19 protein-coding genes and 1 tRNA gene are annotated in these 26,505 nt (G+C 57.8%); 12 read left to right on the plus strand and 8 right to left on the minus strand.

The window, feature by feature from the left end; translation table 11 throughout:
• Positions 1-47 precede the first annotated feature (47 nt).
• The 5 genes from EKD05_RS04090 (at position 48) to EKD05_RS04110 (ending at position 7,495) form a co-directional block, all read left to right on the plus strand.
• Positions 48-233, plus strand: a complete 186-nt coding sequence (locus EKD05_RS04090) for a zinc-ribbon domain-containing protein (RefSeq protein ID WP_240695631.1) — start codon at positions 48-50, stop codon at positions 231-233.
• Positions 234-235: 2 nt separating this feature from the next.
• Complete coding sequence (locus EKD05_RS04095) at positions 236-1,771, plus strand: NAD(P)/FAD-dependent oxidoreductase (protein WP_129671160.1); 1,536 nt, start codon at positions 236-238, stop codon at positions 1,769-1,771.
• Positions 1,772-1,787: 16 nt separating this feature from the next.
• Positions 1,788-2,654 (plus strand): DUF547 domain-containing protein, encoded by an 867-nt coding sequence (locus EKD05_RS04100; RefSeq protein ID WP_129671162.1) that lies wholly within the window; start codon positions 1,788-1,790, stop codon positions 2,652-2,654.
• An 800-nt stretch (positions 2,655-3,454) separates the two neighbouring features.
• Positions 3,455-6,676 (plus strand): isoleucine--tRNA ligase, encoded by a 3,222-nt coding sequence (gene ileS, locus EKD05_RS04105; protein ID WP_129671164.1) that lies wholly within the window; start codon positions 3,455-3,457, stop codon positions 6,674-6,676.
• 72 nt (positions 6,677-6,748) lie between these two features.
• Positions 6,749-7,495, plus strand: coding sequence for a hypothetical protein (locus EKD05_RS04110; RefSeq protein ID WP_129671166.1), 747 nt, complete (start codon positions 6,749-6,751; stop codon positions 7,493-7,495).
• A gap of 9 nt (positions 7,496-7,504) precedes the next feature.
• Here EKD05_RS04110 and EKD05_RS04115 read toward each other — a convergent pair whose 3' ends face one another.
• On the minus strand, positions 7,505-9,115 hold the full coding sequence (locus EKD05_RS04115) for a helicase HerA domain-containing protein (RefSeq protein WP_129671168.1): 1,611 nt from the start codon (positions 9,113-9,115) through the stop codon (positions 7,505-7,507).
• A 32-nt stretch (positions 9,116-9,147) separates the two neighbouring features.
• Here EKD05_RS04115 and EKD05_RS04120 point away from each other — a divergent pair, with 32 nt between their 5' ends.
• On the plus strand, positions 9,148-9,924 hold the full coding sequence (locus EKD05_RS04120) for an HAD-IIA family hydrolase (RefSeq protein ID WP_129671169.1): 777 nt from the start codon (positions 9,148-9,150) through the stop codon (positions 9,922-9,924).
• A 166-nt stretch (positions 9,925-10,090) separates the two neighbouring features.
• Here EKD05_RS04120 and EKD05_RS04125 read toward each other — a convergent pair whose 3' ends face one another.
• The 3 genes from EKD05_RS04125 to EKD05_RS04135 are packed head-to-tail and all read right to left on the minus strand — an operon-like array spanning position 10,091 to position 14,199.
• Complete coding sequence (locus tag EKD05_RS04125) at positions 10,091-12,004, minus strand: diacylglycerol kinase family protein (protein WP_129671170.1); 1,914 nt, start codon at positions 12,002-12,004, stop codon at positions 10,091-10,093.
• 50 nt (positions 12,005-12,054) lie between these two features.
• Positions 12,055-13,533: an FGGY family carbohydrate kinase gene (locus EKD05_RS04130; protein ID WP_129671171.1), complete on the minus strand. Its 1,479-nt coding sequence runs from the start codon at positions 13,531-13,533 to the stop codon at positions 12,055-12,057.
• A 45-nt stretch (positions 13,534-13,578) separates the two neighbouring features.
• Positions 13,579-14,199 (minus strand): hypothetical protein, encoded by a 621-nt coding sequence (locus tag EKD05_RS04135; protein ID WP_129671172.1) that lies wholly within the window; start codon positions 14,197-14,199, stop codon positions 13,579-13,581.
• A 225-nt stretch (positions 14,200-14,424) separates the two neighbouring features.
• On the opposite strand from EKD05_RS04135, the gene EKD05_RS04140 reads away from it, so the two are divergent.
• The 3 genes from EKD05_RS04140 to EKD05_RS04150 all read left to right on the plus strand — a co-directional run bounded on the left by EKD05_RS04140 (position 14,425) and on the right by EKD05_RS04150 (position 16,830).
• Positions 14,425-14,500, plus strand: a tRNA-Gly gene (locus EKD05_RS04140).
• Between the two features lie 96 nt (positions 14,501-14,596).
• Positions 14,597-15,679 carry a 3-phosphoserine/phosphohydroxythreonine transaminase gene (gene serC / locus EKD05_RS04145; protein WP_129671173.1) on the plus strand — a complete coding sequence of 361 codons (1,083 nt, stop codon included), beginning with the start codon at positions 14,597-14,599 and terminating at the stop codon, positions 15,677-15,679.
• Between the two features lie 2 nt (positions 15,680-15,681).
• A complete protein-coding gene (locus EKD05_RS04150) occupies positions 15,682-16,830 on the plus strand; it encodes a glycosyltransferase (protein WP_129671174.1) in 1,149 nt (382 codons plus the stop codon).
• Between the two features lie 25 nt (positions 16,831-16,855).
• Here EKD05_RS04150 and EKD05_RS04155 read toward each other — a convergent pair whose 3' ends face one another.
• From EKD05_RS04155 to EKD05_RS04170, 4 genes are all read right to left on the minus strand, one after another.
• Entirely contained in the window at positions 16,856-19,855 is a 3,000-nt protein-coding gene (locus EKD05_RS04155) for a SpoIIE family protein phosphatase (RefSeq protein WP_240695627.1), read from the minus strand.
• A gap of 119 nt (positions 19,856-19,974) precedes the next feature.
• Positions 19,975-20,724 (minus strand): anti-sigma factor antagonist, encoded by a 750-nt coding sequence (locus EKD05_RS04160; RefSeq protein ID WP_129671175.1) that lies wholly within the window; start codon positions 20,722-20,724, stop codon positions 19,975-19,977.
• Between the two features lie 21 nt (positions 20,725-20,745).
• Positions 20,746-21,096 (minus strand): STAS domain-containing protein, encoded by a 351-nt coding sequence (locus EKD05_RS04165; protein WP_129671176.1) that lies wholly within the window; start codon positions 21,094-21,096, stop codon positions 20,746-20,748.
• A 203-nt stretch (positions 21,097-21,299) separates the two neighbouring features.
• Positions 21,300-22,346: a HEAT repeat domain-containing protein gene (locus EKD05_RS04170; RefSeq protein WP_240695628.1), complete on the minus strand. Its 1,047-nt coding sequence runs from the start codon at positions 22,344-22,346 to the stop codon at positions 21,300-21,302.
• Between the two features lie 553 nt (positions 22,347-22,899).
• Here EKD05_RS04170 and rsmA point away from each other — a divergent pair.
• The 3 genes from rsmA (at position 22,900) to EKD05_RS04185 (ending at position 26,455) form a co-directional block, all read left to right on the plus strand.
• A complete protein-coding gene (gene rsmA, locus EKD05_RS04175; protein WP_129671178.1) occupies positions 22,900-23,760 on the plus strand; it encodes a 16S rRNA (adenine(1518)-N(6)/adenine(1519)-N(6))-dimethyltransferase RsmA in 861 nt (286 codons plus the stop codon).
• Between the two features lie 94 nt (positions 23,761-23,854).
• The gene (locus EKD05_RS04180; protein WP_165360580.1) at positions 23,855-24,256 is read left to right on the plus strand and encodes a PPOX class F420-dependent oxidoreductase; all 402 of its coding nucleotides are present in this window, start codon (positions 23,855-23,857) and stop codon (positions 24,254-24,256) included.
• Between the two features lie 276 nt (positions 24,257-24,532).
• The gene (locus EKD05_RS04185; RefSeq protein WP_129671180.1) at positions 24,533-26,455 is read left to right on the plus strand and encodes a hypothetical protein; all 1,923 of its coding nucleotides are present in this window, start codon (positions 24,533-24,535) and stop codon (positions 26,453-26,455) included.
• The last annotated feature ends 50 nt before the right edge of the window (positions 26,456-26,505 follow it).

Here is a 26,505-nt window from a genome sequence, read left to right on the forward strand (position 1 = left end):
TTTTGTGTCGGGCAGGATGTGTGGACATTATGCCATTCTATAAAGATATGGAATTGATCTGTCGCAGCTGTGGCGAGTCGTTTATCTTCACTGCAGGCGAACAGGAATTTTATGCCGATAAGGGCTTTCTGCATGAGCCGACCCGCTGCCCGCGGTGCCGGTCGCGACGCGATGGGCCACCATCACGTCCGCGTGAGACTGAACCGCGGCAGGGTCGCCGGCCAAAGGATTAAGTATGCGTGACCGGAGTCCGCTGCGTGAGCGGTATGAAGTGGTCGTGATCGGGGCGGGTATTGGAGGGTTGACCGCAGGAGCGCTGCTTGCCGCACGGGGCAAAGATGTGCTCGTGCTCGAGCAACACTATCTGCCGGGCGGTTCAGCACAGACGTTTCCTAGTGGGCGTTATCGGTTTGATGTCGGCCCCAAGCTCTTTTTTGGGATGGATCAGGGTCGCGGCAATATGCGCTATCATCAAGAGGTTTTTGCCGAGCTTGATGAGTGGCCTGAATTAAGCTCGTACGAGAGTTACTACACCTTTCGACACCCCCGAGGCACGTTGCGAATTGCCGGGTCAACAGAGGAGTATCTTCACGAGTTGATCACCTGTTTTCCTGAGGAAGCGGCAGGGATCCGTGCGTTTTATCGCCGCCTCGAGCAACTGCACGAGCTGTTTGTGGCGATGCCGAACCTACCCCTCGATGATCCCTGGACCTATGCAACCCTGTTATGGCGTGTACCACTTGAGCGCCTGGTTGAACTCAACCACTGGAGTCAAGTGACGCTCGGGGAACTCTTTGACCGTTACATAGCTTCGCCCGAGGTACGCTCGATCATCAATGCCGAGATGATCGCTTTCTGTTACTCGGATCTTGATGAGACCCCGGCGGTACTGGGGGCCCTGGTCTTGATCGAACGGCATAAGGGAGGCGGCACATTTACCAAAGGTGGGAGTGGTGAACTGGCGAAACTCTTGATTCGGGGGCTTGAAAAGCATAATGGACGGATCAGCTATCGTAGCCCTGTGGTACGGATCGGAGTCGAAGACGGACGCGCCCGTGGGGTCGTGCTTGGCGATGGATCCCGGATCAGAGCCGACTGGGTGATCAGCAATGCCGGAGTCGTCAATACGTTTGGACGTACCGGAACACCGGTTGAGCCCCTCGTCGATCGGCGCTGGGTGAAGCCAGCGACACGCACGCGGGTTGACCAGTTGAAAATCACCGATTCATTTATCACCCTCTTTGCAGGTGTTGATGCAAGCGTCTTTCCTGAGGGAACCGACCCGCACACCCTCTATATTGATCACTATGCGCAAACAGGCAATGATCTGCGCATGATCTGTTTCTGCAACTCGTCCTTCAAGGATCCGAGTCTGGCTCCACCGGGCAAACATGCCCTACAGATCGTCTATTTTGACCCTGACTATTGCCGATATGACGTATGGCAACGGAATGACGACTATGCCGCACGCAAAGCCGAAGCGACCGAGCGTGCGCTGACGATGGCCGAGGAGGTTTTTCCCGGGATCAGAGCGGGCATTGAGCGGCTGGAAGTCGGGACCCCGCTGACCTACGAAGACTACCTGGCAAAATGGGGTGGCGGCTGGGGAGCCCGCATGAGCGTTGATCAATTTGCCTTTCAGCGCTTCCAGCACAAAACCGACATTGACCGTCTTTTGCTGGTAGGGGCCGACACGCACCCTGGTATCGGGGTCGTGAGTGTCACCATGAGCGGAATCAACTGCGCGAGCTTGATTGCACGACCGCGCTAACCAAAGGAGAGCGGTCATGAACGAATTGATCCGGTTGCGCGAGGCGGCGCTCGGGCTCGTGAATATCGGGCGTGGGAAGGAGGTGTTGAATGAAGGAACCATTGATCCGGAAACCATCCCCATTCACGCCATCCCGGGGGCCATGGTGCGAGCTTTGCTTATGCTCAAAACAACTGCCATCAGTGATGAGGGAACAAAGGTTGCGTATGATGCGTTACGCGAGAGCGAGGCATACCGCGAATTACGCAACCTGACGCCACATCTGCGCCGACTCACCCCTGAAGATCTACCAAGTCGAACCGAGCGGCTCGCTTTGTGGATCAACCTCTACAACACACTTGTGCTTGATGCCGTGATCAGCTATGACATTCAGCGCAGCGTGAGCGAGCGCCTGGGGGGGATCGGTTTCTTTCGGCGCGCAGCGTACAATGTGGGCGGCCTGCGCTTCAGTGCCGACGATATTGAACATGGCATCTTGCGTGCCAATGCCTCGCACCCCTTCTTGCCAGGACAACAGTTCGCCCAGGGCGATCCGCGGTTGGCTTGGAAGATGGAGAGCCGCGACTCACGGATCCATTTTGCGCTCAACTGCGCGAGTCGCTCGTGCCCACCGATTGCCGCGTACCGCGCCGAGCAGATCGACGACCAACTGGAACTAGCCGTGCGCAACTTTGTTGACGCCGAGACCAGCGTCGATCCGGCGGAAGGAACCCTGCAGATTTCGAGCATCTTCAACTGGTTTCGGGACGATTTTGGCGGCCTGGACGGGGTCGTCGCCTTTGTACGGCGCTATCTCCCCAACGATGCGCGGCGGACATGGCTAGAGGCCAGGCACGAAATTGATCTGGTCTTTACCCCGTATGACTGGAGCTTGAATCGTTAACTAGGGCGATTGCAGCTTAAAGTCCCAAAACCTAACTCAAGGTAGGAGTCCTTGAGTGCCACACGAAAACGCTTGGCCTTGATACGGCCTTTCCTTGGTTTCCGACGCAAGAGGGGTGAGCTTAATCATGTCGAGCAGGTTGTGCGCCTTGGTGCGCTCAATCCGTGGATCTTCCACAGTCGCACAAAGAGGGCGCGAGGGTTCGTTCAGCATGCGACGACATCAGCTTGCTCCTCATACATGGTGGCCTACACGAATGATGCGCTTATGCCCCATGTTGCCCCACCGCGCAACGGGGGTGAAACACGGCGTTGGGCAAAACAGTATGGCACACTCCAGCGCAATCGATTAAGCTGCAATCGCCCTAACCCGATGGCGTCCCCCACTTGACGCTGTGCGACCCTGTTGTTATACTAAACGCAAATGGCTGTGACGGGGACGAGTAGGATGATCAATCTCGCCTTCAGCGAGCCCGGGTTGGTGTGAGCCGGGCGGTTGAGCATCATCTGAAGATCACCCCTGAGCTGGCAGGTGAACCGTGGTGTCACATCGATGCCCCCAGTAGCCCCGCCCGACCTTGTCCCTCGTTAGCGGGACAGAGCGTTGTTGGACGCTCGCCGAGCGCAGAATGTGAAGGCGTCGGGATGGTGGGTGAGTGCTTTGCTCGCTGCTCCTCTCCGTTCCTTCAACCTTCTGAACCGGGGTGGTACCGCGGGGCTTTTTCGCCTCGTCCCCTTTCTTGATGGGGGCGGGGTTTTTTGTTGTCTCGCCGTTTGGCCAGGTACGTTTCTGGAGGATGCATGTTTACACCAGTCACGACGAATGTCTCCTTCCCGCAACTCGAAGAAGAGGTGCTAGAGTGGTGGACTGAGCGACAGATTGTGGAACGCTCGCTTGCTTCGGGTGAAAAACCGTTTGTCTTTTATGAGGGGCCGCCGACGGCGAATGGTCGCCCCGGTCTCCACCATGTCATCAGCCGAACCTTTAAGGATATTATCCTGCGCTATCGGGCGATGCAGGGCTATCAGATCATTGGCCGTCGTGAGGGCTGGGATACCCACGGGTTGCCGGTTGAAATCGAGGTTGAACGCAAACTTGGGTTTACCGGCAAAGCTGATATCGAACGCTTTGGCATCGCAGAATTTAATAAGCTCTGCCGTGAGAGTGTTTGGGAGTATATCCAGGAGTGGAAGACCTTTACTCAGCGCATTGCCTACTGGGTTGATGAGGATGGCTACTACACCTACGATAACAAATATATCGAGTCGCTCTGGTGGATCTTGCGCCAGCTCTGGGAGCGTGGGTTGCTCTTCCGTGACTATAAGGTGACGATGCATTGCCCGCGCTGCGGGACGACGCTCAGTGATCACGAGGTGAGCCTCGGCTTTAAGGAGGACGTTGATGATCCGAGTGTCTGGGTGAAGTTCCGCTTGACAGGCGCATCAGTCGAGGGCGCTCCCGCCGAGGCGCTGGCCTCAGGGTTGGAGGGGGCCTTTATGGTGGCGTGGACGACGACGCCCTGGACGTTGCCGGCCAATGCGGCACTGGCGGTCAATCCCGAGGCTATGTATGCACTGGCCGAGGTGGATGGACAGCAGTTGCTGGTCGCGGCAAGCCTGGTCGAGCGGGTGCTCGGCGAGGGTGTGCCGGTGCATCGCCAGCTCCAGGGCAGCGACCTGGTCGGCCTGCGTTACGAGCCACTCTTTCAGGGGGTGCCGGGCAAGGGCGATACGGTTGATTGGACGCAGGCGTATCGGGTAGTTGCCGATGAATTTGTGAGCCTTGATGATGGTACCGGGGTGGTGCATATCGCACCAGCCTATGGTGACCTGGAGATCGGGCGCAAGTATGGGTTGCCCACGCTCTTTTCGGTGGGACTCGATGGCAAGGTGCTGCCCGAATATGAGGAACTGGGTTTTGGTGGCAAGTTCTTCAAAACGGCTGACCCTGACATCACGCGCAATCTGAAACAGCGCGGGCTGATGTTCAAGAGTGGGCGCGTGCGTCACAGCTATCCTTTTTGCTGGCGCGACGATACGCCGTTGCTCTACTACGCCAAACCTTCGTGGTACATCCGCACAACGGCGTACAAGGATGATCTGGTTGACAATAATCAGCAGATCCACTGGGTGCCCGAGCACATCCGTGATGGGCGCTTTGGCAACTGGCTCGAAAATAATATTGACTGGGCGATCAGTCGCGAACGCTATTGGGGAACCCCCTTGCCGATCTGGACCAACGCTGATGGCTCGCATATGGAGTGCATCGGCAGCCTGGAAGAGCTAGAGCAGAAGGTGGGACGCTCACTGCGCGATCTTGATCTGCATCGGCCCTATGTTGACGAGGTGACCTGGCAAGATCCGCAACACGGCACGATGCGACGCATTGCTGATGTTGCCGACTGCTGGTTCGATAGCGGGGCCATGCCGGTGGCACAGTGGCACTATCCCTTTGAAAACCAGCAACTCTTTGAGAGCGCTCATCCAGCCGATTATATCTGTGAGGCGGTGGACCAGACACGCGGATGGTTCTATACGTTGCATGCCGAAAGCACGCTGCTCTTCAATCGTCCGGCCTTCCAGAATGTGATCTGCCTTGGTCATATTCTCGACGAGCATGGCTTGAAGATGAGCAAGAGCAAGGGCAATATCATCAAGCCAGCGGAAGTGATCGAAGCGTATGGCGTTGACGCCTTGCGCTGGTACCTCTTTGCCGCAGCGCCTCCAGGGAACCCGCGGCGCTTTAGCATGGGCCTGGTCAGCGAGAGCCTGCGCAAATTCTTGCTGACGCTCTGGAATACCTACAGCTTCTTTGTTACCTATGCGACCCTCGACCAGTGGCAGCCAGGCGAGGCGGTACCGAATGAGGCGTTGCAGCCGATTGACCGGTGGGCGCTGGCGGCGCTCAACGGGTTGGTACGTGATGTCACTGCTGACTTCGAGGACTACGAGGTCTACCCGGCGGCGCGGCGGATCGAGCGGTTCGTAGACGAGCTCTCGAACTGGTATGTGCGCCGCAATCGGCGGCGTTTCTGGAAGAGTGAAACCGATGCCGATAAGCAGGCAGCCTACCATACGCTCTATACGTGTCTGCTGACGTTGACCAAAGTAACGGCACCCTTTATCCCGTTTATCAGCGAGCAGATCTACCGCAATCTGACGGGCCAGGTGGCAGGGGGAGCGTCATCGGAGGGTCTTGCCGAGAGTGTCCACCTGGCGCGGTGGCCGACCTACGATCCGGCGCGCATTGACGAGACCCTCGTGGCCGATACGGAAGCGTTGCTCAACGCAGTCTCGCTGGGGCGTGCCGCCCGCAAGACGGCCAACCTGAAGGTGCGTCAGCCGCTGGCCGAGCTCTGGCTGCGTGCAGCAACCCCCGCCGAGACAGCAGGCGTACGCCGGTTTGAAGCGGATTTGCGCGACGAGTTGAATGTCAAGCAGGTGCGCTATCTTGAAGCTGCCTCGACGATTGTCGAGTATCGCTTCAAGCCCAACTTGCGGCTGGTCGGCAAAAAATATGGTAAGCTCGTGCCCGCCTTGACCGTTGCCCTCAAAGACCTGGCAGGCGACGCGGCACGCGCAGCGGCGCACGCATGTGAAGCTGGTGAACCGGTACGGCTGACGGTCAACGGACAAGCCCTCGAACTCCAGGCCGAGGAGATTCTGATCGAGAGCAGCGCCCCCGAGGGCTACGCTGTCGCCGAAAGCGACGGTATGCTCGTGGCGCTCAATACTACGGTCACACCCGAGTTGCGCCGGGAGGGGGCGGCACGGGATCTCGTGCGCAGCGTGCAGGATGCCCGCAAACAGGCGGGCCTGGCGATCGCCGATCGCATTGCGCTCTATGTGACCAGTGCGAACGAAGGCGCACTGCTGCAGGAAACCCTGGCGCAGTGGGGCGACTATGTACGCGGCGAAACCCTGGCAACGAATCTCACGGTGGGCGAGGCCCCCGAGGGTGCCCACACCGAACAGGCCGAATTTGGCGATGGCGACGCGACGCTGGGCATTGTAAAGGCGTAGACCTTTTCGCTTTCCTGCGCAGAACGATGCCAGCAAAGCTGGCATCGTTCTGCGCAGGTACAGGAGTCATCCTTGAAACAAGAAGATCTCCCTCACTTGCGGCGTCATCTCGTTGGTACGGGGCGAGTTGAGGGTGCGCGACCGTTGCGGTTGGTGATTGAGGAGACAACAACGCAGGCGTATAGCGATGCGCAGATCGACGATTATCAACGCGGTCAACGCGAGCCGTTGATCCGACGCCCGCCGCTGCGGCTGAGCGTGCGAGCACGTTTTTCGCACGAGGCGGGGGTGTTGCGCGGCACGGCTGGTTTTGGGTTCTGGAACTACTTCCTGGCGGGATGGCCGACGATGCCGCGGGCGCTCTGGTTTTTTTATGGCTCGCCACCAAGCGACATTGCACTGGCCTCGGGCGTGCCGGGGCGCGGCTGGAAGGCGGCAGCCATTGATGCCGGTCGCCCACAGGGGCTGGCCCTCTTTCCGGTAGCCTTGCTCGCCGCACCACTGATGCGTTTCCCTATGCTCTATCGGGGATGGTGGCCACCCTTGCAGCGGGCGATCGGGGCGAGTGAGCGGCTCGTGGGGGTACCGATGACCGCCTGGCATACCTATGCCATCGAATGGGGCGAGCGCACGAGTCGTTTTCTCGTTGATGGGCGGGTCATCCTGGATGAGGTGCCGTCACCACGCGGCCCGATGTGTTTTGTCGCCTGGGTTGATAATCAGTACTTGGTGGCAACACCGCAGGGGCGTTTGCGGTGGGGCTTGCTGGATGTGCCTGAGGCACAATGGATCGAGATCGATGATGCCGTATATGGGTGACCTCTACCCTCAATCGGGAAAAAGCTCGTCAACCTCTTCCTGCGCCGTTGGCATCGCCTCAGTACGTGCCATACCACGGCGTTGCACCGCTGCATACAAGGCCTCGTCATAGCCACGTGTCTTGACGACCACCGGCATAGGCACAGCATGGCCAAGCACGAGGGCCTGTTGCTTGCTATCAAGCGTCGCGAGCACCGCCTTGAGACCTGCGGCCCCGCTGACCCCGGTAAAGACCGCGTCAATATCGCGGTCATCGTTGAGCAGGGCCGTAATGCGTGTCCCAAGCTGACTCATCACTTCATTATCGATCGAGGATGGCCGCTGATCAACGACGAGCAGAGTGACGCTGTATTTGCGCAACTCGCGGGCAATCGTGCCAAAGATTGTCTGACGCGCTGTCTGAGGGTTCAAGAATTTGTGCGCCTCTTCGATGGTGATCATCAACGGGTGCGGACGATCGCGCTCATTTTTTGACTCGAGAAAGCGTGCAGTCTGCTGAGTCCAGTGGCGGTGAATACGCCGCGTAATCAGGTTCGCCACCAGCATATAGGCTAGGCTCCCCCCGTGCGGGCCAAATGAGAGCACAATACTGCGGCCCGCCGCAAGCTGTTCGATCATGCGATCAATCGAAGAAAAATCGGCCTTCTCTTCAACAAAACCAAGGCGAGGGATCTGGGCGAGTTTGCGTTTCAAGGCACTGATCGAACTCGGGTGTGCGCCACTCTGCTCGGCAAACTCGGTGATCGCGCCACTATCCATTTCGAGCAACGAACGCAACCAGTCTTGCTTGAAACGGTCATGGAGCAGGTAGGACGACTCGGTCGCAGTGCTGCTCAGGTTCAGTTCTTCGGTTAACAGGATCACATCTTCAATTTCGATCTGATTCAGCCCAATCACGACCTCGCCATCGATCTGATTGCGTTGACTCGCCCGCCGATCAAGCGTGTAGACCAGCACATCACTGCCAAAGAGTTGCTTCAAACCCTTAACAAACGTATTATTTTCAGCGCGTGTTTCCCAGCCGTACTCGTTGTGCATATCAAAAATCAAATTGCTGGCGATATTCGCGTGGATCACCCCACACAACAAAAGCCGGGTCAAAAAACTTTTGCCGGTGCCACTCTTGCCAAAAATGCCATTCGAGCGCTCGACGAGGCGGTTGAGATCGAGGCAGACCGGCACATTCATATCGAGCGGTCGCCCAATCTCAAAATGGCTCGCATCTTCTTGCCCAAAGACCCGCGTGAAATCGCCCTCCTGTGCCTCGAAGACCGGTGAAAAGTGACGCGGAACCGTTTTTACCGGCAGCAACTGTGCGCTCAGGTCATGCGGCAACATCAGACGCGGCATGAGATCAAGGGTTCCAAAGGTCGAAGTCCCCGCGAGTACCGCCTGCAGAAAGCTGTCACCATCGGGAGGATCGGTTAAAATCTTCTGACTGGTTGCTTCCAGCGTCACATCGGTGATCATCGAGAAGAATTCGTGTTTTTCACCCTGAACGACCACAAACTTGCCGACACGCATATCTTCAACACTCTCGCTCGCCTCGAGGCGGGCCGTCAGCCCTTCACTCAGCGAGCCACTGGTGATGACGCCAAGCCGATTGCGCTGCGATGCCATCAATGACTCCTTGCCAGGGTAGAAAGAAAGTTATGTCTATTCCACGCTTTGACGGGTACATTTTCGATCTTGACGGTACCATTTATCTCGGCGACCAGATCTTGCCGGGAGCCACCGAGTTATTGACGACGCTCCGCCATGAGGGGCGACGGATCGCCTTTCTCTCTAACAATCCAACGCGAACCCGTGAACAGTATAGCCTGAAATTACATCGTCTGGGGATCGAGGTCGCGCTCAATGAGGTTGTCAATTCGTCGTATGTGCTGGTTCAGTGGCTGCTTGCCAACGCGCCAGGGGCAACACTCTTTGTCTGTGGCGAGACACCGCTCATTGGTGAACTCGAAGCGGCGGGTTTCCGGCTCAGTGAAGAGGCCGGGTTGATTGACTTTGTCGTCGCCTCGTTTGATCGCACCTTCACCTACCACAAGCTCCAGGTTGCCTTTGATGCGATCCGCGCCGGTGCCCGCCTGATTGCCACCAACCCCGACCGTTTTTGTCCTGTGCCTGGGGGAGGCGAGCCCGATGCCGCAGCAATCATTGCGGCGATTGAGGCATGCACCGCCACCCAATGCGAGCTCAATGTGGGCAAACCGTCACCAATTATGGCCCGAACGATCGGCGAACTGATCCAGGTGCCACCCGAGCGTTGCCTGATGGTTGGTGACCGCCTGATGACCGACATCGCGATGGGTGCCGCCGCCGGCATGGCAACCCTGCTTGTCCTGACAGGCGACAGTACACGAGCCGATCTTGCCACTGCTCCGGCCCAACCGACGTATATCGCTGAAAACCTACTTGAATTGATATAAAAAATCGTCTTTACTGATGAGTGTGTCAACAAAGTTTTCTGGCGTGCTCAGCCGTCCACGAATGGGGGCCACGAAGCAACGAATACGTGCGTCACACAGCCTGTTTTCGTGTATTCGTGAGGGTTCTTCGTGGTCGGCGGCGCGACCGGGAAACTTACGTTACAGGCTACTGAGGCTCGATCAGGCGCCGTGTCGCTTCGGCCAGCACCGTACCTGCGACGGCACCAATGATGACATCACCAGGGTAATGGACGCCCAGATAGACCCGCGAGAAACTGACCGTGGCGGCCAGCAGATACCACGCGGGACGCAGTTCAGGATAGTGGCGACTCATCAGCCAGGCGCCCGCAAAGGCGGCTGCCGAGTGACCCGAAGGGAATGAGTACGAGCCGGGCTTGCGCCCAATCACCACGGCCTGCACCACATCAAGAAAAGGGCGTTGGCGGCGAAAATAGCTCTTGACCGGATACTCAATCGTCATCGTGGATAACCACATCGGGGGGGCAACCTGGCGCAACGCATGAAGGCCTCGCTCACGATCAATTGCCGTTGCGCCAAGCAGGATCAAAATCCAGCCCCACCCTCCATTCATCACCTGCGTCAACCCGTACATCAAGCGGTTGACCAGCGGCGGATGCGGCATCCGGTTGACCATAAGAAAGAGTCGCCGATCAAGCGCTTGGTACGGCGCCATGCGTTCGAGCAACTCGGTGCGCAAGAGCGCCAAAGCCCCCGCGAGTCTGGGGTCTTGATCAGGTGCCTGGGGATTGGTTGCACGCCGCGCTGCCTGCTCGAGTGCCTCACGGGGCATCCCCTCGCGAGCCTCGATCTGCGCGGCCACGGCCAGCAGCGCGTCGGCGATGGCCTCGGTATCATGGCGTCCGGCGATCTGCACCGCAAGCTGCTGGGCCGCCACTGCATCCACCGTTTGTCCAACTGAAGAGGCCGTCCGATCGGCGGCCAGACGGATCAACGCATCAACGACCTGACGGGCCTGTTCAGGACCAACGATCTGTCCGAGTTGCTCACGTAACGCATCGGTAAGCGGTGCCATCCGCGCAGCCACCTCCGGATCAACAGGTTCATCAAGCAAAGCGCCCTCAGGCGGCAGGGTCGTCGTGAACGTGGGCTGCGATGCCGCGTCATGCGCAACAAAGCCAGATCCAACCACACAACGCACAGTGCGAGGCTCGACCGTGATCTGGATTGGCGTTGTGCCAACCAGATCACCATCGAGTTGCACCGGCATCCGGCTACGCTTCGACTTGATATTGATCGCGACACTCTGACGAGCCTTGAAATAGCGCATCTGCTGGCTCGCACGCTGCCTGCCTGTCATCGTTGCCCAGCCGACCTTCAGATAATCACGCAGTGTCCGGGCCGTGATAAGGCAGACATCAATGACGCCATCATCAGGCACAATGTCGGTACCCCAGCTAAAAGGCGCCTGACCCATCTCGCCACCATTCGCAACGAGCACCTGTGAGGCACTGACGCGATGACGCACCCCGTCAATAACCAGCACAAAGCGTTGTGGTTGCATGCCAAGAGCCCAGCGCGTCGCCACATAGAAATAGGCGAGACGGCCAAAACGACGTTTCGCCTTGCGGCTAGTATCCCGCTGCATCAACGATGTCAGCCCGACACTGATATGCAAGAGGCCCAGATGATCGCCGAGACGCATCCCATCGAGCGCTGCAATGCGCAGATCGGCGGCCAGCAGATCAAGCGCTGGCTCTAACTCCAACGGAAGCGCCAGCACATGCGCCAGTACATTTGCTGTCCCGATTGGCACAATGCCAAGTGGAACCTTGCTTCCAGCAAGAGCGCCCGCAACCGTCGCAACGGTTCCATCACCGCCTGCGGCAACGACCAGATCGGTGCCACCTACCACCGCCTCGCGCACCCGCTCTGGAATATCCTCGCCATCGGCACCTGTCGTCGTATAAATCTCGAGCTCGCGTTCAGGTCCCCCAAGGCGTTGTTCAAACGCCACGCGTACCATTTCGGGATCAGACGTACCGGCAACCGGGTTCAAAACGACAAAAATGTTGGTAGCACGCTGTTGCGTACTATGCATAAGCTTCTCCTCCTCACCCTCAGCGCCCCTGCGTTAACCCCCAACACGCATTACCCCTCCCGCAAGCGTTGCACCGCCGCATACCAACGCTGCAGCAGATTCTCTCGCGCCGAAGCCGACATCGTTGGTTCAAAGACCTGCGCATCATCCAGAGGCAACGGCGGCAAAGCGTCGGGGGTGGCCCAGAAACCAGCACCAAGCCCACCAAGCAGCGCCGCAGCACGCACCCCCGTCTCGGTATTGCGCGCCCGCACAAGCTTGAGCCCGGCAAGATCCGCCTGGATCTGACAGGCACGATCACTATTCGCCAGCCCTCCCCCGACGCGTAGCACCTGAATCGTCAGCTTCGCTTCCTGTTCCATCGTCGCAATAATCGCGTGGAGTTGACACCCTATCGCTTCAAACAGGGCACGTGCTAGATGGCCTGGTGTTGTCCCCAACGTCATGCCCATCAACGTACCACGCACCTGGCGATCCTCCCAGGGTACGCCAAGGCCAGTAAAGGCCGGAACGAAGACAACGCCATCACTATCAGCAACCGACCCGGCAAGCTGATCGAGTTCGTGCGCATGGCGAATCAGGCGCATCTGGCTCAACCAGCGGATCGCCGCCCCGGTCACCGTCATATCTGCCTCAAGCGTGTAGGTCGGGATCGCATCGAGTTCCCAGGCGAGATAGGTTTTGCAGATCCCCTGGGGAGGCGCAAGCGCACCGGCAACAACATTGACAAACGAAGCGGTACCGTGGGTCACCACAGCCTCGCCTGGTTGACGACAATCATAGCCAAACAGCCCGGCCTGCTGATCAGCCAACATCGCCGTCACAGGGATCGCGTGGCCTGCGATATGCAATTCACCAAACGGATAGAGCGTTGGCCGTGCAACAGGAAGCGCCGCCCGCGGAAGGTCGAGATACGTGATCCACTCGTCCCACAATTGGCGACGCCGTGGATCAAAGACCGTCATCGCCTGTAGCAGCGAATAGTCGAGGGCATGCTCAAATGGCTGCCCAAGAGCCTGGATGAGCCAACCAGCGGCGAGCGAGACACGCAACCATTGCCGCTCGGCAGCGCGACGAAAAGAAGGATCGTGACGCATGCGCCAGGCCATATGCATTGCTGCCGAATATGAACCGGGAAATTGCCCGAGACGTTGGCGACGTTCACTGGCATCTTGCCACTGATCAACCTCTTCGACCAGCGGCACCGTACGCAAATCTTGCCAGGTGATCGCATTGCCAAGCGGTCGTCCATTCCGGCGATCCCAGGCAAAAGTCGTATCACGCTGCGACGTCAAACCACAGGCAACCACATCGGCAGGCGAACAACGAGCACGGGCCAGCGCATCACCAATCGCTTCGGCAACACTCCGTGCCACCACCGCAGGACGCTGCTCAACCCAACTTGGTTGCGGATAGATACGGGCGACCGGGCGATAGCCATAGCCGCGCACAACCCCCTCGTGATCGAGCAGCACTGCACGACTCCCACTGCCCCCCTGGTCAATCCCCAGCACCATTGCCTCGCTCACCCCTGCCCCCTCTGCATCTCTGCGCCTCTGCGTTAAAGTCTGGCCTTATTCGCGCACAAACTCCTTCTCAAGCACCGTCGCCAACGCCTGAGCGAGCTCAACCAGATCACCCGCATCAGCCGCAGTCTCAATCACCCAGACGTACTCACCAACCAACAGTTCAAGAGCCACAATCGGCTGAAGACGCCGAATGGGCCAACCAACGGCCAATGGGCGACGATTGAGGCGCAAGCTCGTAATCTGATGAAACCGAAGCAACTGCGTCCGTGCTGCCCCAACACGACTGGCCTGACGCAAGACCAGCGTTTGCGCCTCGGCGTCGGCTACCAGCGTATTATACGTCGTCAAGATGGCATATCCGCCGAGCATCCGCTGAAACCCAAGGCCGCCAAGCAAACCTCCGATCACCGCAGCGAGCGCCGCAACCGCAAACCCCGACCCCGCCCCGGCACTCCACAACCCGCTCAAAGCAATAATCAATGCTACCACAATCATCGCTGCGCCGCCGACCACCACGCGCATCCCAACCGACCGATTCGCGTCCGAACGCGAGGCCAGTTCCAGCCGCGCAGGACTCCGCACGACGAACAGATAGTATGGCTCAACACTCAACCGTCGCCCGATCCGTTGCTGCAACCCCATCACGACTCGCTCTTCTGTTGACATACGCTACTCGTTTCATCTGATAGACTCGTGTCCACTTAGTGTTTTGTAACAAAAGCTTCCTGCCAAAGGGAGTGCCGGCGTTAGCCGGCTGAAGCCGACACTCCCTTTGGCAGCAGAGCAGAAAACTTACGTTCCAGACTACTTAAATGTGAACTGCTTCCGATCATGATCGCATTTGCAAAATCCTTCAAGCCATGCTATACTCTCGAAAGCAATGACGAGTGTGCGGGAGTGGCTCAGTTGGTAGAGCGACACCTTGCCAAGGTGTAGGTCGCGGGTTCGAATCCCGTCTCCCGCTCCATTGCGAAAGGCCAGGTAGTGTAGAGCTACCTGGCCTTTTGTTTTGCCTGGTTGATGTATAATAGCCCTGCTGAAGCATTGTGTGAGGAGCCATCTTATGCCTGTTTCTAATTTCAACGCTGGCCCTGCTGTCCTCCCCCGTGTGGTGCTCGAACGCGCCCAGAGTGAGTTGTTGGATTATCAGGGACGTGGTATGTCGATCCTTGAGATGAGCCATCGCTCCAAAGAGTACGAGGCGATCAACAAAAGTGCCGAAGCCCGCTTCAAAGCACTGCTAGGGCTTGGCGATGACTACCGTGTTCTCTTGATGCAAGGTGGGGCAAGTACCCAATTTGCGCTGCTGGCACTCAATTTTCTGCGGCCCGGTACCCTGGCTGATTATGCTATCACAGGCAGTTGGGGAGAGAAAGCCCTCGAAGAGGCCCGGCGCATCGGTGAAGTCCACGTCGCCGCAACCATGGCCGAGGGCGGCTATCGCACGGTTCCTTCGACGGCTGAACTGCACCTCAGTGAGCATCCCACCTACCTCCATCTTACCAGCAACGAGACCATCCAGGGTGTGCAGTGGGCGGCGTTTCCCGACACTGGTGAAATGCCCCTGGTCGCCGATATGAGTAGCGACATTCTGTCACGACCTTTCGATGCGACGAAGTTTAGCCTGATCTATGCCGGTGCCCAGAAGAATATCGGCCCTGCTGGCGTGACGGTGGTCTTGATCCAGCAGCATTTCCTCGATCAGGCCCGGGCTGACGTGCCGACGATCTTGAGCTACAAAACCCACGCCAAGAATAATTCCCTCTATAATACACCGCCTGTCTTTGCCGTCTATATGCTCGACCTGGTGCTCGGCTGGATCGAGTCACTTGGTGGGCTCGCCGCGATCGCGGAACGCAATGCCGCCAAGGCGGGGCTGATCTATGCAGCCATTGATCAGAGCAATGGCTTCTATCAGGGCCACGCCGAGACCAGTGCGCGCTCGCAGATGAATGTCACCTTCCGCCTTGCTGATGAGGCGCTTGAAAAGACCTTCCTTGCCGAAGCTCAGGGTCAGGGCATGGTTGGGTTGGCCGGGCATCGTTCGGTTGGTGGTGTCCGTGCGTCGATCTATAACGCCCTCGAACACGAGGCATGCGCCGATCTGGCTCAGTTTATGGGCCTCTTTGCCCAGAAGCATGGCTAACCATGCGCGTTGTCATCCTCTCCAAAGCGCTTGTCGTTGGCGCTTATCAACGCAAGCTCGAGGAGCTTGCCCGCCTCGGGGTGACGCTGACTGCGCTGGTGCCGTGGAGTTGGCGGGAACCGCGGGTGGGAATGCAACGGCTCGAGCGCCGTTTTACCGAGGGGTATACGCTCACCGGCTTACCTCTGGCGCTCAATGGGCAGCATCATCTGCACTTCTACCCGACGCTTGCCCGCGCATTGCGCCGCCTTCGCCCCGAGGTGCTGCATATTGATGAAGAGTCGTTCAATCTGGCAACGTTTCAAGCTATGCGCCTCGGGGTTGCCCTTGGCGCACGCTGCTGTTTTTACAACTACGCCAATATTGACCGCTATTATCCCCCGCCTTTTAATCTCTTTGAACGCTACAATCTGCGCCACGCCAGCCACGCGCTCGCCTGCAATCAAGAGGCTGCTAGCATCATTCGGCGTCATGGCTACCGTGGCCCTCTGACAATTGTGCCCCAGTTTGGCGTTGATCCGGCCATCTTTGCCCCCCGTGATGAGGCGATGGCTGATGACAGCTCGCCGTTTCAACAGAGCGACCAGCGCCCACCCTTTGCCATTGGCTATCTCGGTCGCCTCGTACCCGAAAAGGGCATTCTCGATCTGGTCGAAGCCCTCGCCGGCTTGCCCCCCCACGTCTGCTTGCACCTGATTGGCGATGGCAGCCAGCGCCCCGTGATCGAGCAACGCATTGCGCAACTCGGCCTCGGCAAACGCGTCGTGCTCAAACCAGCCATCAGCAGCACCGATGTCCCCATAGCCCTCCAGAGCCTCGACACCCTCGTCCTACCTTCACACACGACTCCCTCGTGGAAAGAACAGTTTGGCCGTATTCTTATTGAGGCTATGAGTTGCGGCATTCCTGTGGTGGGATCAAGTTCAGGTGAAATACCGTACGTCATTGGTGACGCCGGGCTCATCTTCCCCGAAGGCGAGGTTCCGGCCCTACGTGCGATGCTCGCCCGGCTCGCCGCCAACCCGGCCCTCCGCACCCACTTCGCCGAACGCGGTCGTCAACGCGTCCTCGACCACTACACCCAGGCCGCCATCGCCCAACGGCATGTTGACGTCTACCAAAGTATGCTGAACCATGGGCGCAGGGGGTAAGCGCAGCCCTACAACCCCATACCCATTAAACCCGATCACACTTCAACACCAGCAACGTAATATCATCATACGGTGGTTGCCCACGCCCATGCGCCGTCACAGCTTGCAGTATCGCCTCAACGAGTACCTCTGCATGTTCATGGTGATGTCGCCGGATCAGGTCACGTAATCGATCAGTGCCAAATTCGCTCTGTACTTCATCAATGGTTTCGGTTGCCCCATCCGTGTAACAGAGCAAAATGTCGCCAGGTTCCAGACATATTTCGGCTTCGTTGAGTTGAATTTCTTCCAGAACACCCAACGCAATCCCCGGTGTCCGTAGTTCGGTAATCGTGCCATCGTTGGCATGATAATGCAGTGGTGGATTGTGCCCGGCCACACTGTACCGCACATGGCCCGTGTCTGGCTGGAGAATACCATAAAAAAGCGTAACAAACATACCCGATTCCGAGTCTCGGTTGATCCATCTGTTCGCCCGTTCTAACGCCACTGATGGTGATGATCCATCGAGGGCCGCCGCACGAACCAGCGAACGCGAAAGGGCCATAAAGAGGGCGGCCGGGACCCCTTTGTCGCTTACATCAGCGATCACAAAACCGAGGGGCATCGCTCGTTCCTCGCCGTCATGCACCTGGGTGCCTGCCGGTAGACGCCAGAAGTCAAAAAAATCCCCCCCAACCATCCGTGCCGAACGCCACGCCGAGGCGATCTGCCAACCCTCTAGGTGTGGGGATCGTGATGGCAACAGGGCCGTCTGCAATTCACGGGCCACCTTGATCTCTTGCTCAAGTCTCGTCGCCGCTTCCGCTTCCTGCGCGAGTTGCAGGCTCTCTAGGGCTGCCGCCACCTGACGTGCGGCACCAATGCAAAGGTTGATCTGCCGAGTGTCAAATTCCGCGATCACTTCATCAAAATCAAGCACCAGTGCGCCGAGATGCCCACTTCGCCCGGTCAAAGGAAGTGCAACGAGGCTTTGCCCTGCATTGATGCGCGCCAGGGCAGGCCAGGCACGCGTGCGCTCCTCGGCGCCGCTGATCCTGATCAATGGCATCGGTTGACTCGTCTGTAGGCTATAGACGCGAGCCAGCAGCGGAGCCTCGGTCAACGTGATCGGCACCCCGCTCAGCGCATCGCGCAGCTTGCCGATCACCCCATAACTTGAGCGTACCACAAAAGCCTCTTGCTCCCAAAGCAAGAGATAACACCGTACCGCGCCGAGCAAGATCGGCGGCAGGCGTACCGCAGTCGCCAGCAGGTCTTCGACACAGTTGGCCCGGCCAATATTCTCGGCCACTTGCAGCAGTGCATTGAGCGTCCAGGCCTCTTCTTGTTGTGCCCGATAGATATTGGCACTGTCAATCGCAATTGCAATCTGATCGGCCAGGGTGCGCATCACAAAGAGATCGTCGGCATCAAAATCATTGACTTCGGCACTCTGCACATCAAGAATGCCAACCACCTCTGCGCCGATCCGTAGGGGCACTACCAGCTCAGAACGGGTACTACTATTGCCAGCAATATAGCGCGGATCGCGCTGGACATCGCCAATCAAGATAACCTCTTTGCTGCGTGCAGTGGCCCCAATCAAGCCTTGCCCAATCATCAGTGACCGTGTACGCACCGCTTCGAGTTGTTCATCCGTCGCGGTCGAGGCGCGGAAGTAGATCCGTTCATCGCCTGGTTTCAGGGTAAAGATATGGACAGGATGGTACGCAAAATGTTCGCGGATCAAGCGAACAATGGCCGGCAAGAGTTGCTCAAGATCAAGGATAGCCGTGATGCGTTCGCTGACCTGCTGAATTGCCTGGAGTTGCACTGCCCGACGGCGCGCCTCACTAAACGCACGCGCCCGGGTGATGGCAACCGCAGCCTGATCGGCAATCAACGAGAGCAGGCGCAGATCATTGGCCGCAAACGCCCCCGGCTGATAACTCTGCACCGACAACGAGCCAATCACCTCTTCGCCGATGAGCAAGGGCACATAGATCCCCGAACGAGGCGGGCGTTCGCTCTGGTAGCGTGGACGGGCTGGCAGGTGCTTCATCTCCTCAAGAAAATCTTCGACCAGCAGCGCTTTGCCCGTCTGATGCATCCAGCCAATCAAGCCATCACCATCGGCAAGATCAACCGTGAGCCGGGGCAAGCGCACATTGTCCTGAACGCGCACCATTAATGTATACCGCGAACCCTCGAAGAGCCCGATATGAAACGATGAGGTATCCACAACTTTGCCAGCCTCGCGATACACGAGTTCGCAGAGCGTCGCCACGTCGAGTTCACTCCGGATGATGGCCCGACTCACCTCATTGAGCATCGCGAGTTCACGGACTGAGCGGCGCTGGCTGGCAAGGTTCAGCGAAGCCCGGCGCACCGCTGCGGCAGCGGCAACCATCGCCAGGCCGGCCAGGAGAAAATAGGCCATCCCAAGCTCGCGATAGATCGCCGCCCCGAGCAACGCCAGCGGCAGGGGCAAAAGTTCGGCCCCCAGCGCAAGGTACCATGTGCGCTGCCACCATGCGAAGACAGCCGGCAGCCCCCCCTGAAGCCACTCACGTCCAACGCGGGTCAACTGGATGATCCCAAAGAGACTGAGCGTACTCCAGATCAAAAGCGCAACCGGATCAAGGGCAGCCGGATCATACTGTGAGCGTCCCGTCGCTGCGGTCGCAAGCATGGCCCCGAGCAGCACGCCAGCGGCCCGCATCCCGCCACGAAGGAAAGGGCGGGCAACGAGATAATAGAGCGTACGTGGGCGATTATAAATCAGCGTCAACAACAACCCAGAGAGAGCGCCCTCAAGCGCGGCGATCAAGGCCGCCGCACTCGGGCCAAGGCTTAGCGCAGCGGTGAGCAAAACCACGCCCGCGAGACCATAGACCTCGGCGAACGACGTACGAAAACTGAGCGCATCAATCGCAAGGGCAAGGGCGGCAAAAAACAAGAGCGCCGGCAACGAAGGCACAAACCAGGGCGCAAAGAGTAGCCAGAGCCAGCCAGGGAGACCGACGAGCAATGCGTAGAGCATCAGTAGCCGTTCGTGTTTCACCATGGCGCATAACAACAGGCATTCACAGCGCACCCGTGGCGGAGGTTCCGCAGGATCGAAGCCCCCTCACCACGGCAACAATCGTCGCACTGACGCGCCTACGAGTGCATACGTCCCTGCCCAAAAGCATGCTGTGCCTCTTCGAGGGTCGGATGGATCGAAAACACCTGGACAAAACCGGTGAGGGTAAAGACCTCAAACACCTGGGATTGCAACGAAGCGAGGCGCAACTCACCGCCGAGCGTCATCAACTCTTTGCGGATCAGCAGCAGGGCACGCAGGCCACTACTCGAAAGAAAATTGACCCCACCGAACTCAAGCAGGACAAAGCGTGCCCCCAGGGCAATGCGTTCGTGAACATCACGGGTCAGTTGCGGCGCAGTAACGGCATCAACGCGCCCCGTGACAGGAATCACGACCACATCATCGCGTGAGCCAGGCGTAATATATTTGATCATAGTCAACACATTGCCGCCCTGGGGATTAAAATCGAAACGCACCTCGTCCATCAGGCGGGTGATCAAATAGAGCCCGAGCCCACCGACCTGGCGTTCCTCAAGGGGTGAAGAGATATCAGGGGGCGGCACGTTTTGCGGATCGAACTGGCGACCATAATCGCGTAACTCCAGCACAAACTGATTATGCTCGCACTGCCAGGTCAACGTCAGATCACCCGGCTCATCGCGATCATACGCGTGCTGGATCACATTGGTTGCTGCTTCATCAACCGCAAGTTGCACCTGCCAGGTCGCCCGCTCATCGAGGCCAGCGAGTTCAGCGGCCTCAGTCACAAACGCACTGATCCGGGCCAGGGCATCAAGATCGGCGGTAAGAGTAATGCTTTCCATAGGCTGAAGGCGAATATCTGGCTAAAATGAGCCGACCGCCTCAATCGTATCGTTGTAGAGTTCGAAGAGCGAGGTAAACCCGGTGAGATCAAACACTTCTTTGATGCGCGGAGGCAACCCAGCAATCCGAATATCGCCCCCCTCAAGATCAGTGATTTTCCATTCACGGGCACGTTTCCGTGCTTCAATCAAGACACGCAGGCCAGGGCTGCTAATATATTCTAATTTGGAACAGTCGAGCACAATCCGGTAACGACCCTCGTCAAAGAGGGCATCAATGCGCTGTTTCAACTGCACTGCCGTTGCCGCATCAACCCGACCAGCAATCTCAAGCAAATCAACCCGATTAAAGCGGCGGTGGTCAATATTCATGCCTACACCTCACGACAACAGCCTCAACGACCTGTGTGCTACGCACAAAGAAATTATAACACACTACGTCTCGTCTTCAGGTCTCCTGCCCTGGAGCCATCAGGAAGCATTGGGTGGCGCGAAAAAAGCCCGCGACGTGACATGTTGTACGCCAGACAACTCGGCAACAGCAGTGGAATTTGGAACCCCAGTCGTCATAAAGCTTACACCGGCATTGACTCATTTGCCCCCGACACCGTCAAAGGCAGCGTTGCCTTAACTTTGCGCAGGCGGGTCACAGCATCGATCGCTGCATCGTGTACATTGGCATCTTCGTCTTCCATGGCTCGCAGCAAGGCATTGATCACGGGGGTCGTCGCAGCGGCCACGCCAAGCCTCCCAATGGCCCGAGCCGCTGCTTCACGCGCATAAGGGTCGCGATCGCTGATCAAATCGGTGAGCTTTTCGACCATTTCACGCGTTCCCGCAAGCTCACCCAGTTGGCCCAGGGCCAGCGCTGCGGCTGAGCGCACAAAGGGATCGGTATCACTCAGGCAGAGACTGAGGTGATCGATCAGTTGGGGGGAAGCAATCCGTTCACCCAGCAAGCCCAGCGTGCGCGCTGCAGCGTAACGAGTTTCGAGATCGCAATCATAGAGCGCCACCCGCGTCAAGGCTTTGACCAGCAGCGCAGGCGGAGTGCCGGCAAACAACCCCAGCATCCGTGCCGAAGCAGCCCGCACATGCGCGGCACTGTCATTCAGGCCATCATGCAATAAAACAAGATCGGCAGCCGTATACATACCTTCGCGCTGTCGCAGGCTGCGAATCGTTTCATACCGTGATTGCCAACCTGGATCATGAAGGAGATGCCGTAACTGATCCAGTTCGGTCGGCGGATACCCATCCAGTTCGGTCAGCAAAGTCACACGCAACCATTCATCACGGCTGCTATTTAACCGTTGCCGCGCCAGATGGATCACATTCAAACCAACAATCAGTTGCTCAACTGCTGAGCGTAACTCTGCCTGCGAACGCAGTTCCCGCTCGATCAGGGTAGATAGTTGAAAGCGAATACGCCCCGCGCGCCGTACAATGATATCGGCACCAGGCCCCTGCACCATCTCTGCCAGGGTGAGCACGGCAGCAACTGGCTCACGCTGAAAAGCTTGGAGGAATGGTTCGAGCGTTCTTACAGCAAGATAACCAAGGACTGAGCTTGTTCCGGAGATCTGAATTTCTTGTTGTGGGTTACGCGTAAAGCTATGCATCTGTTCAGCAATACACGTTCGCCATAACTCCTGGTCAAACATAGCTATGTTTAACAGATAGCATTATAGTTTTTCATGTGGAGACACGCTATCTGTTTTCTCCTGCCTTATCGGAATTATAGCACACCAGCCTACCGCAAAGAGGGCAAGGAAGCGTAGAAATTAAGTTTCTGCCAAACGACTTTACAGATACAGCAGTCCTGCTCGGGTTGTATACAGGAGTGTCGGCTTGGGTTGTATACAGGAGTGCCGACTTATGGTCTTCCAGAAATGAATCCGATAGAGCCCACGAAGGTGGGCTTCGCTTCCCATAGCCGAGGGCTTATGGTCTTCCAGAAATGAATCCGGTCTAGCCCGCGCAGACGGGCTTCGCTTCCCATAGCCGAGGGCTTCAGCCCCACGGCATCGGGCGCATACCGGATTATGTACTGGAACACCATTAGCCGGCACTCCTATAGGCACAAATCGTCTAGGATTGTTATACGTTAGGGTTGCGATAGAATGGTATGCTAACAATCAGCATCTCGAGAAGTAGCAACATGCAAGGAACCTGATGTCTAATCCATATCTACATCCCCAGCGCATTCGTGCCGCCCTACGCACCCTTGATCTCCGCCCCAGTCGTGGTATGGGCCAAAATTTTTTACTTGATGCCGACGCTCTGGCTACGATTGTCACGGCAGCCGAGTTGTCACCCACCGATCTTGTGGTCGAGGTTGGCCCTGGTCTGGGGGTGCTCACCTGGGAATTGACGCGACAGGCCGCCCATACCATCGCTATCGAACTCGACCGTCGCCTTGCGGCGCGGCTCACCGAAGAGTTTGCCGGTCAACCGCTGACCATTGTGCAGGATGATGTGTTACGGGTTCGTCCAGGCGATCTATTGCCACCCAACACACACACGTCAGGCTATAAACTGGTGGCGAATCTTCCCTATGCCATTACGTCAGCGGTGCTACGCCATTTTCTTGAAGCCGATCCTTGCCCAACGCTCTCGGTCGTCCTTGTTCAGTGGGAAGTGGCCCAACGCATTACCGCTGCCCCCGGTGATTTGAGCATCCTCGCACACTCGGTACAACTTTATGCCGAACCCACGATCGTCGCTCGCGTCCCTGCGAGCAGTTTTTTGCCAGCACCCGCCGTTGATTCCGCAGTGCTACGCCTGCGTCGTCGCCAGGAACTCGCCGTCACGGTTGCTGATGTGAACCGCCTCTTTCGGGTGATCAAGGCCGGTTTTCTGCACGGGCGTAAACAACTTGGCAATGCCCTGCCCGGCGGCCTCGCGGCAATGGGCTTCGATGTGCCCCGCGCGACAGCGCTCGTCGCCCTCGCTGACGCTGGCATTGACCCCCAACGCCGCGCCGAAACCCTGACCCTCACTGAATGGGCCAGGCTTGATGCGCAGATCTGGTAATCAGCTTTTGTCAATGTTTTGTCATTGCTTTGCACAGAATATATGGTATAATGTGGCTAGTGGGCACGAAAAATAAAGACAAATGAGGTGTGGTATGGAACAGACTATTCCGGGAAAACCCTTCAGCATTCTCTATAAGCAGCAGTACGCCAATCTCTTCACCTTTCGCAAGAATGGTGAGGCCATCAAAACGCCGATCTGGTTTGCCGAGCGTCAGGGCAAGATCTATGTGATGACCACCATGGATTCAGGCAAGGTCAAGCGCATTCGTAATAATGGCCGGGTTCAGATTGGCCCCTCAGATCGCGCTGGCAAGCCTCTTGGCCCTACCGTCGAGGCCCATGCCCGTATCCTCGAAGAACACGAGACTCAGGTAGCGAAAGATGCGCTCGACCGCAAGTATGGTCTGTTCAAGGCGATCTTCGATTTCTTCGGTACCCTCAGCGGGATGAACCGTGCCTGGATCGAGATTTCACCCGCGCCCGACGTACTTTAGGGCTGCTACCCTGACAATCAAGCATGCACGGAGGAACAAAAACGACCAGCAAAGCTGGTCGTTTTTGATAGGGCTGTTGCAAAGTCTGCCTCCGGATGTGGGGTGTGAAGCGGCTTCGCCGCTCCACGAGATTGTTTGGTTCGTTTTGGCGGCTTCGCCGCCAAAACAAACCAAAAACTGGGGCTTGGGACGCAATCCCAACGGCGTTGCATTAGCCCGGTCGTTTTTGATGCCACACGCACGCTTCATGGAAGGCATGTGGTAGTATAAGCACCTATGATGCAAACAGGCTGGCAACCTGGACTCTGGTTTGTAGCACTTGTCGCACCCGTGCTGCTTTTTGTTATTCCCGGATGGGTGCTGCTCCGTTGCTGGGGTGAATCTGCCAGGCTTACGTGGCTCGAACAGGCTGCCCTGGCAAGCGGTATCGGGTTAGCTCTCTATCCCCTGCTCTTGCTCTGGACAAGCATCCTCGGTCTTTCAGCGGGGGCCTTCTATGCCTGGGGAACGGCAGGACTGGGCTTGATCGGGGTCGGTTGGCACTTGTTGCGTCGATCTGGCTCCTGGCGCTGGAAAGCGGGGAGAGAATGCGTACAGCATAGCCACCGCTGGTCGCTTGTCGCCCTCGCGGGTGTCGGCCTAACACTCTTTATTGTGCGCTTGCTCATCATTGCCGAGCTGCGCATCCCGCTCTGGGGCGATTCGGTGCATCATACGATGATTACCCAGTTGCTCGTGCAAAATAGGGGCCTCTTTGCTTCATGGCAACCCTATGCGGCGATGGAAACCTTTACCTACCATTTTGGGTTCCATAGTCAGGTCGCGGCCCTGATCTGGCTAACCGGGATGAGCACGCCCCAGGCCGTCCTCCTTGGTGGGCAACTTGCCAATGCAGCCGCTGTTTTGGCCCTCTATCCACTTGCGTTGCGCCTCGGGCACAACCGATGGGCGGGTGTGGCGGCCTGGCTGATCGCAGGGCTGCTTCTCTCTATGCCGATGTTCTATGTCAACTGGGGCCGCTATCCTCAACTTGCTGGTCAGGCCATCCTGCCGGTGGCGATTGCTTTGCTCTGGTACTACCTCGCTGCGCCCCGGCCTGCACGGGCTTTGTTTGTGCTCACGGCCTGCATCATTGCCGGTCTCGTACTCACCCATTATCGGGTAGCGATCTTTGCGGCATGTTTTGTCCCTGCCTATCTCGTAGTCATGGGGGGGCAAGGTGCCTGGCGTGCGTTAATGACCAAACTTGCGGTGCTCGTTCTCGCCGTAGCACTGCTGATCCTGCCCTGGGCTCTGCGGGTCTTTGAGGGAGCCCTGGTTGCTTTGATGAGTGCCATTTTTGTTGCCTCAACGCCTGGGAGTGGCCTGGCAACTCAGGCCGAGGCGATCAATGCAATTGCTGATCACCGCTTGTTTCTCCCTACGCTTGTCTGGTATGCAATGCTCGGAAGCCTTGTCTGGGCTATTTGGCGTCGCGAGCAAGGCTTGCTCGTCGTGGCCGTCTGGTGGCTCTGTGCGTTGCTGGTCGTCAACCCGCAACGCCTTGGCCTGCCAGGGGCCGGAACAATTACCAATTTTGCGCTCTTCATTGCCGCCTATATTCCTGCGACTCTTTTGCTTGCGGCCCCGGTAGGCTGGCTGCTGCACCGTCTCCGCGCCCCCGCAGCCCTGGCGGGAATAACGGTGGTGGCGCTTGCCCTCGGCCTCTGGGGTGGCACGATGCGGCTGCAAGATCTTGATGTCGCAACGCATGCCCTGGTACAACCCGAAGATCTCAGGGCGATGGCCTGGATTGAGTCGCATATCCCTGAAGACGCCCAATTTCTCGTCAATGGTTTTTTTTCTCATCCTGCCTCGGTAGTAGGAGGCGATGCAGGGTGGTGGTTGCCGTTGCTAGCCCAGCGTCCAACAACACTGCCACCAATCCTCTATATCACCGAGCAAGGGCCGCGTCCCGATTATGTCCCATGGATCAACGAACTCTATGCTACAATCGAGCACCTGGGTATCGAACATCCCACAACCCTCGCCATGCTCCGTGAACGTAAGATTGCCTACATCTATCTGGGGCAGCAGCAGGGAATGATTGGCAATCCTGATCCAACGCAAGTGCTCGATCCTGCCGTCCTGCAGGCCAGTCCTCATTTCAAACTGCTCTACCAACAGGATCAGGTCTGGATCTTTACGCTGCAAACATGATAGAGCAAGCCAAGACGATTTGTGTCTCAGGAGTGGCAGCTAATGGTTTC

The sequence above is a fragment of the Candidatus Chloroploca sp. Khr17 genome (assembly GCF_004138165.1).
GTDB lineage: Bacteria > Chloroflexota > Chloroflexia > Chloroflexales > Chloroflexaceae > Chloroploca.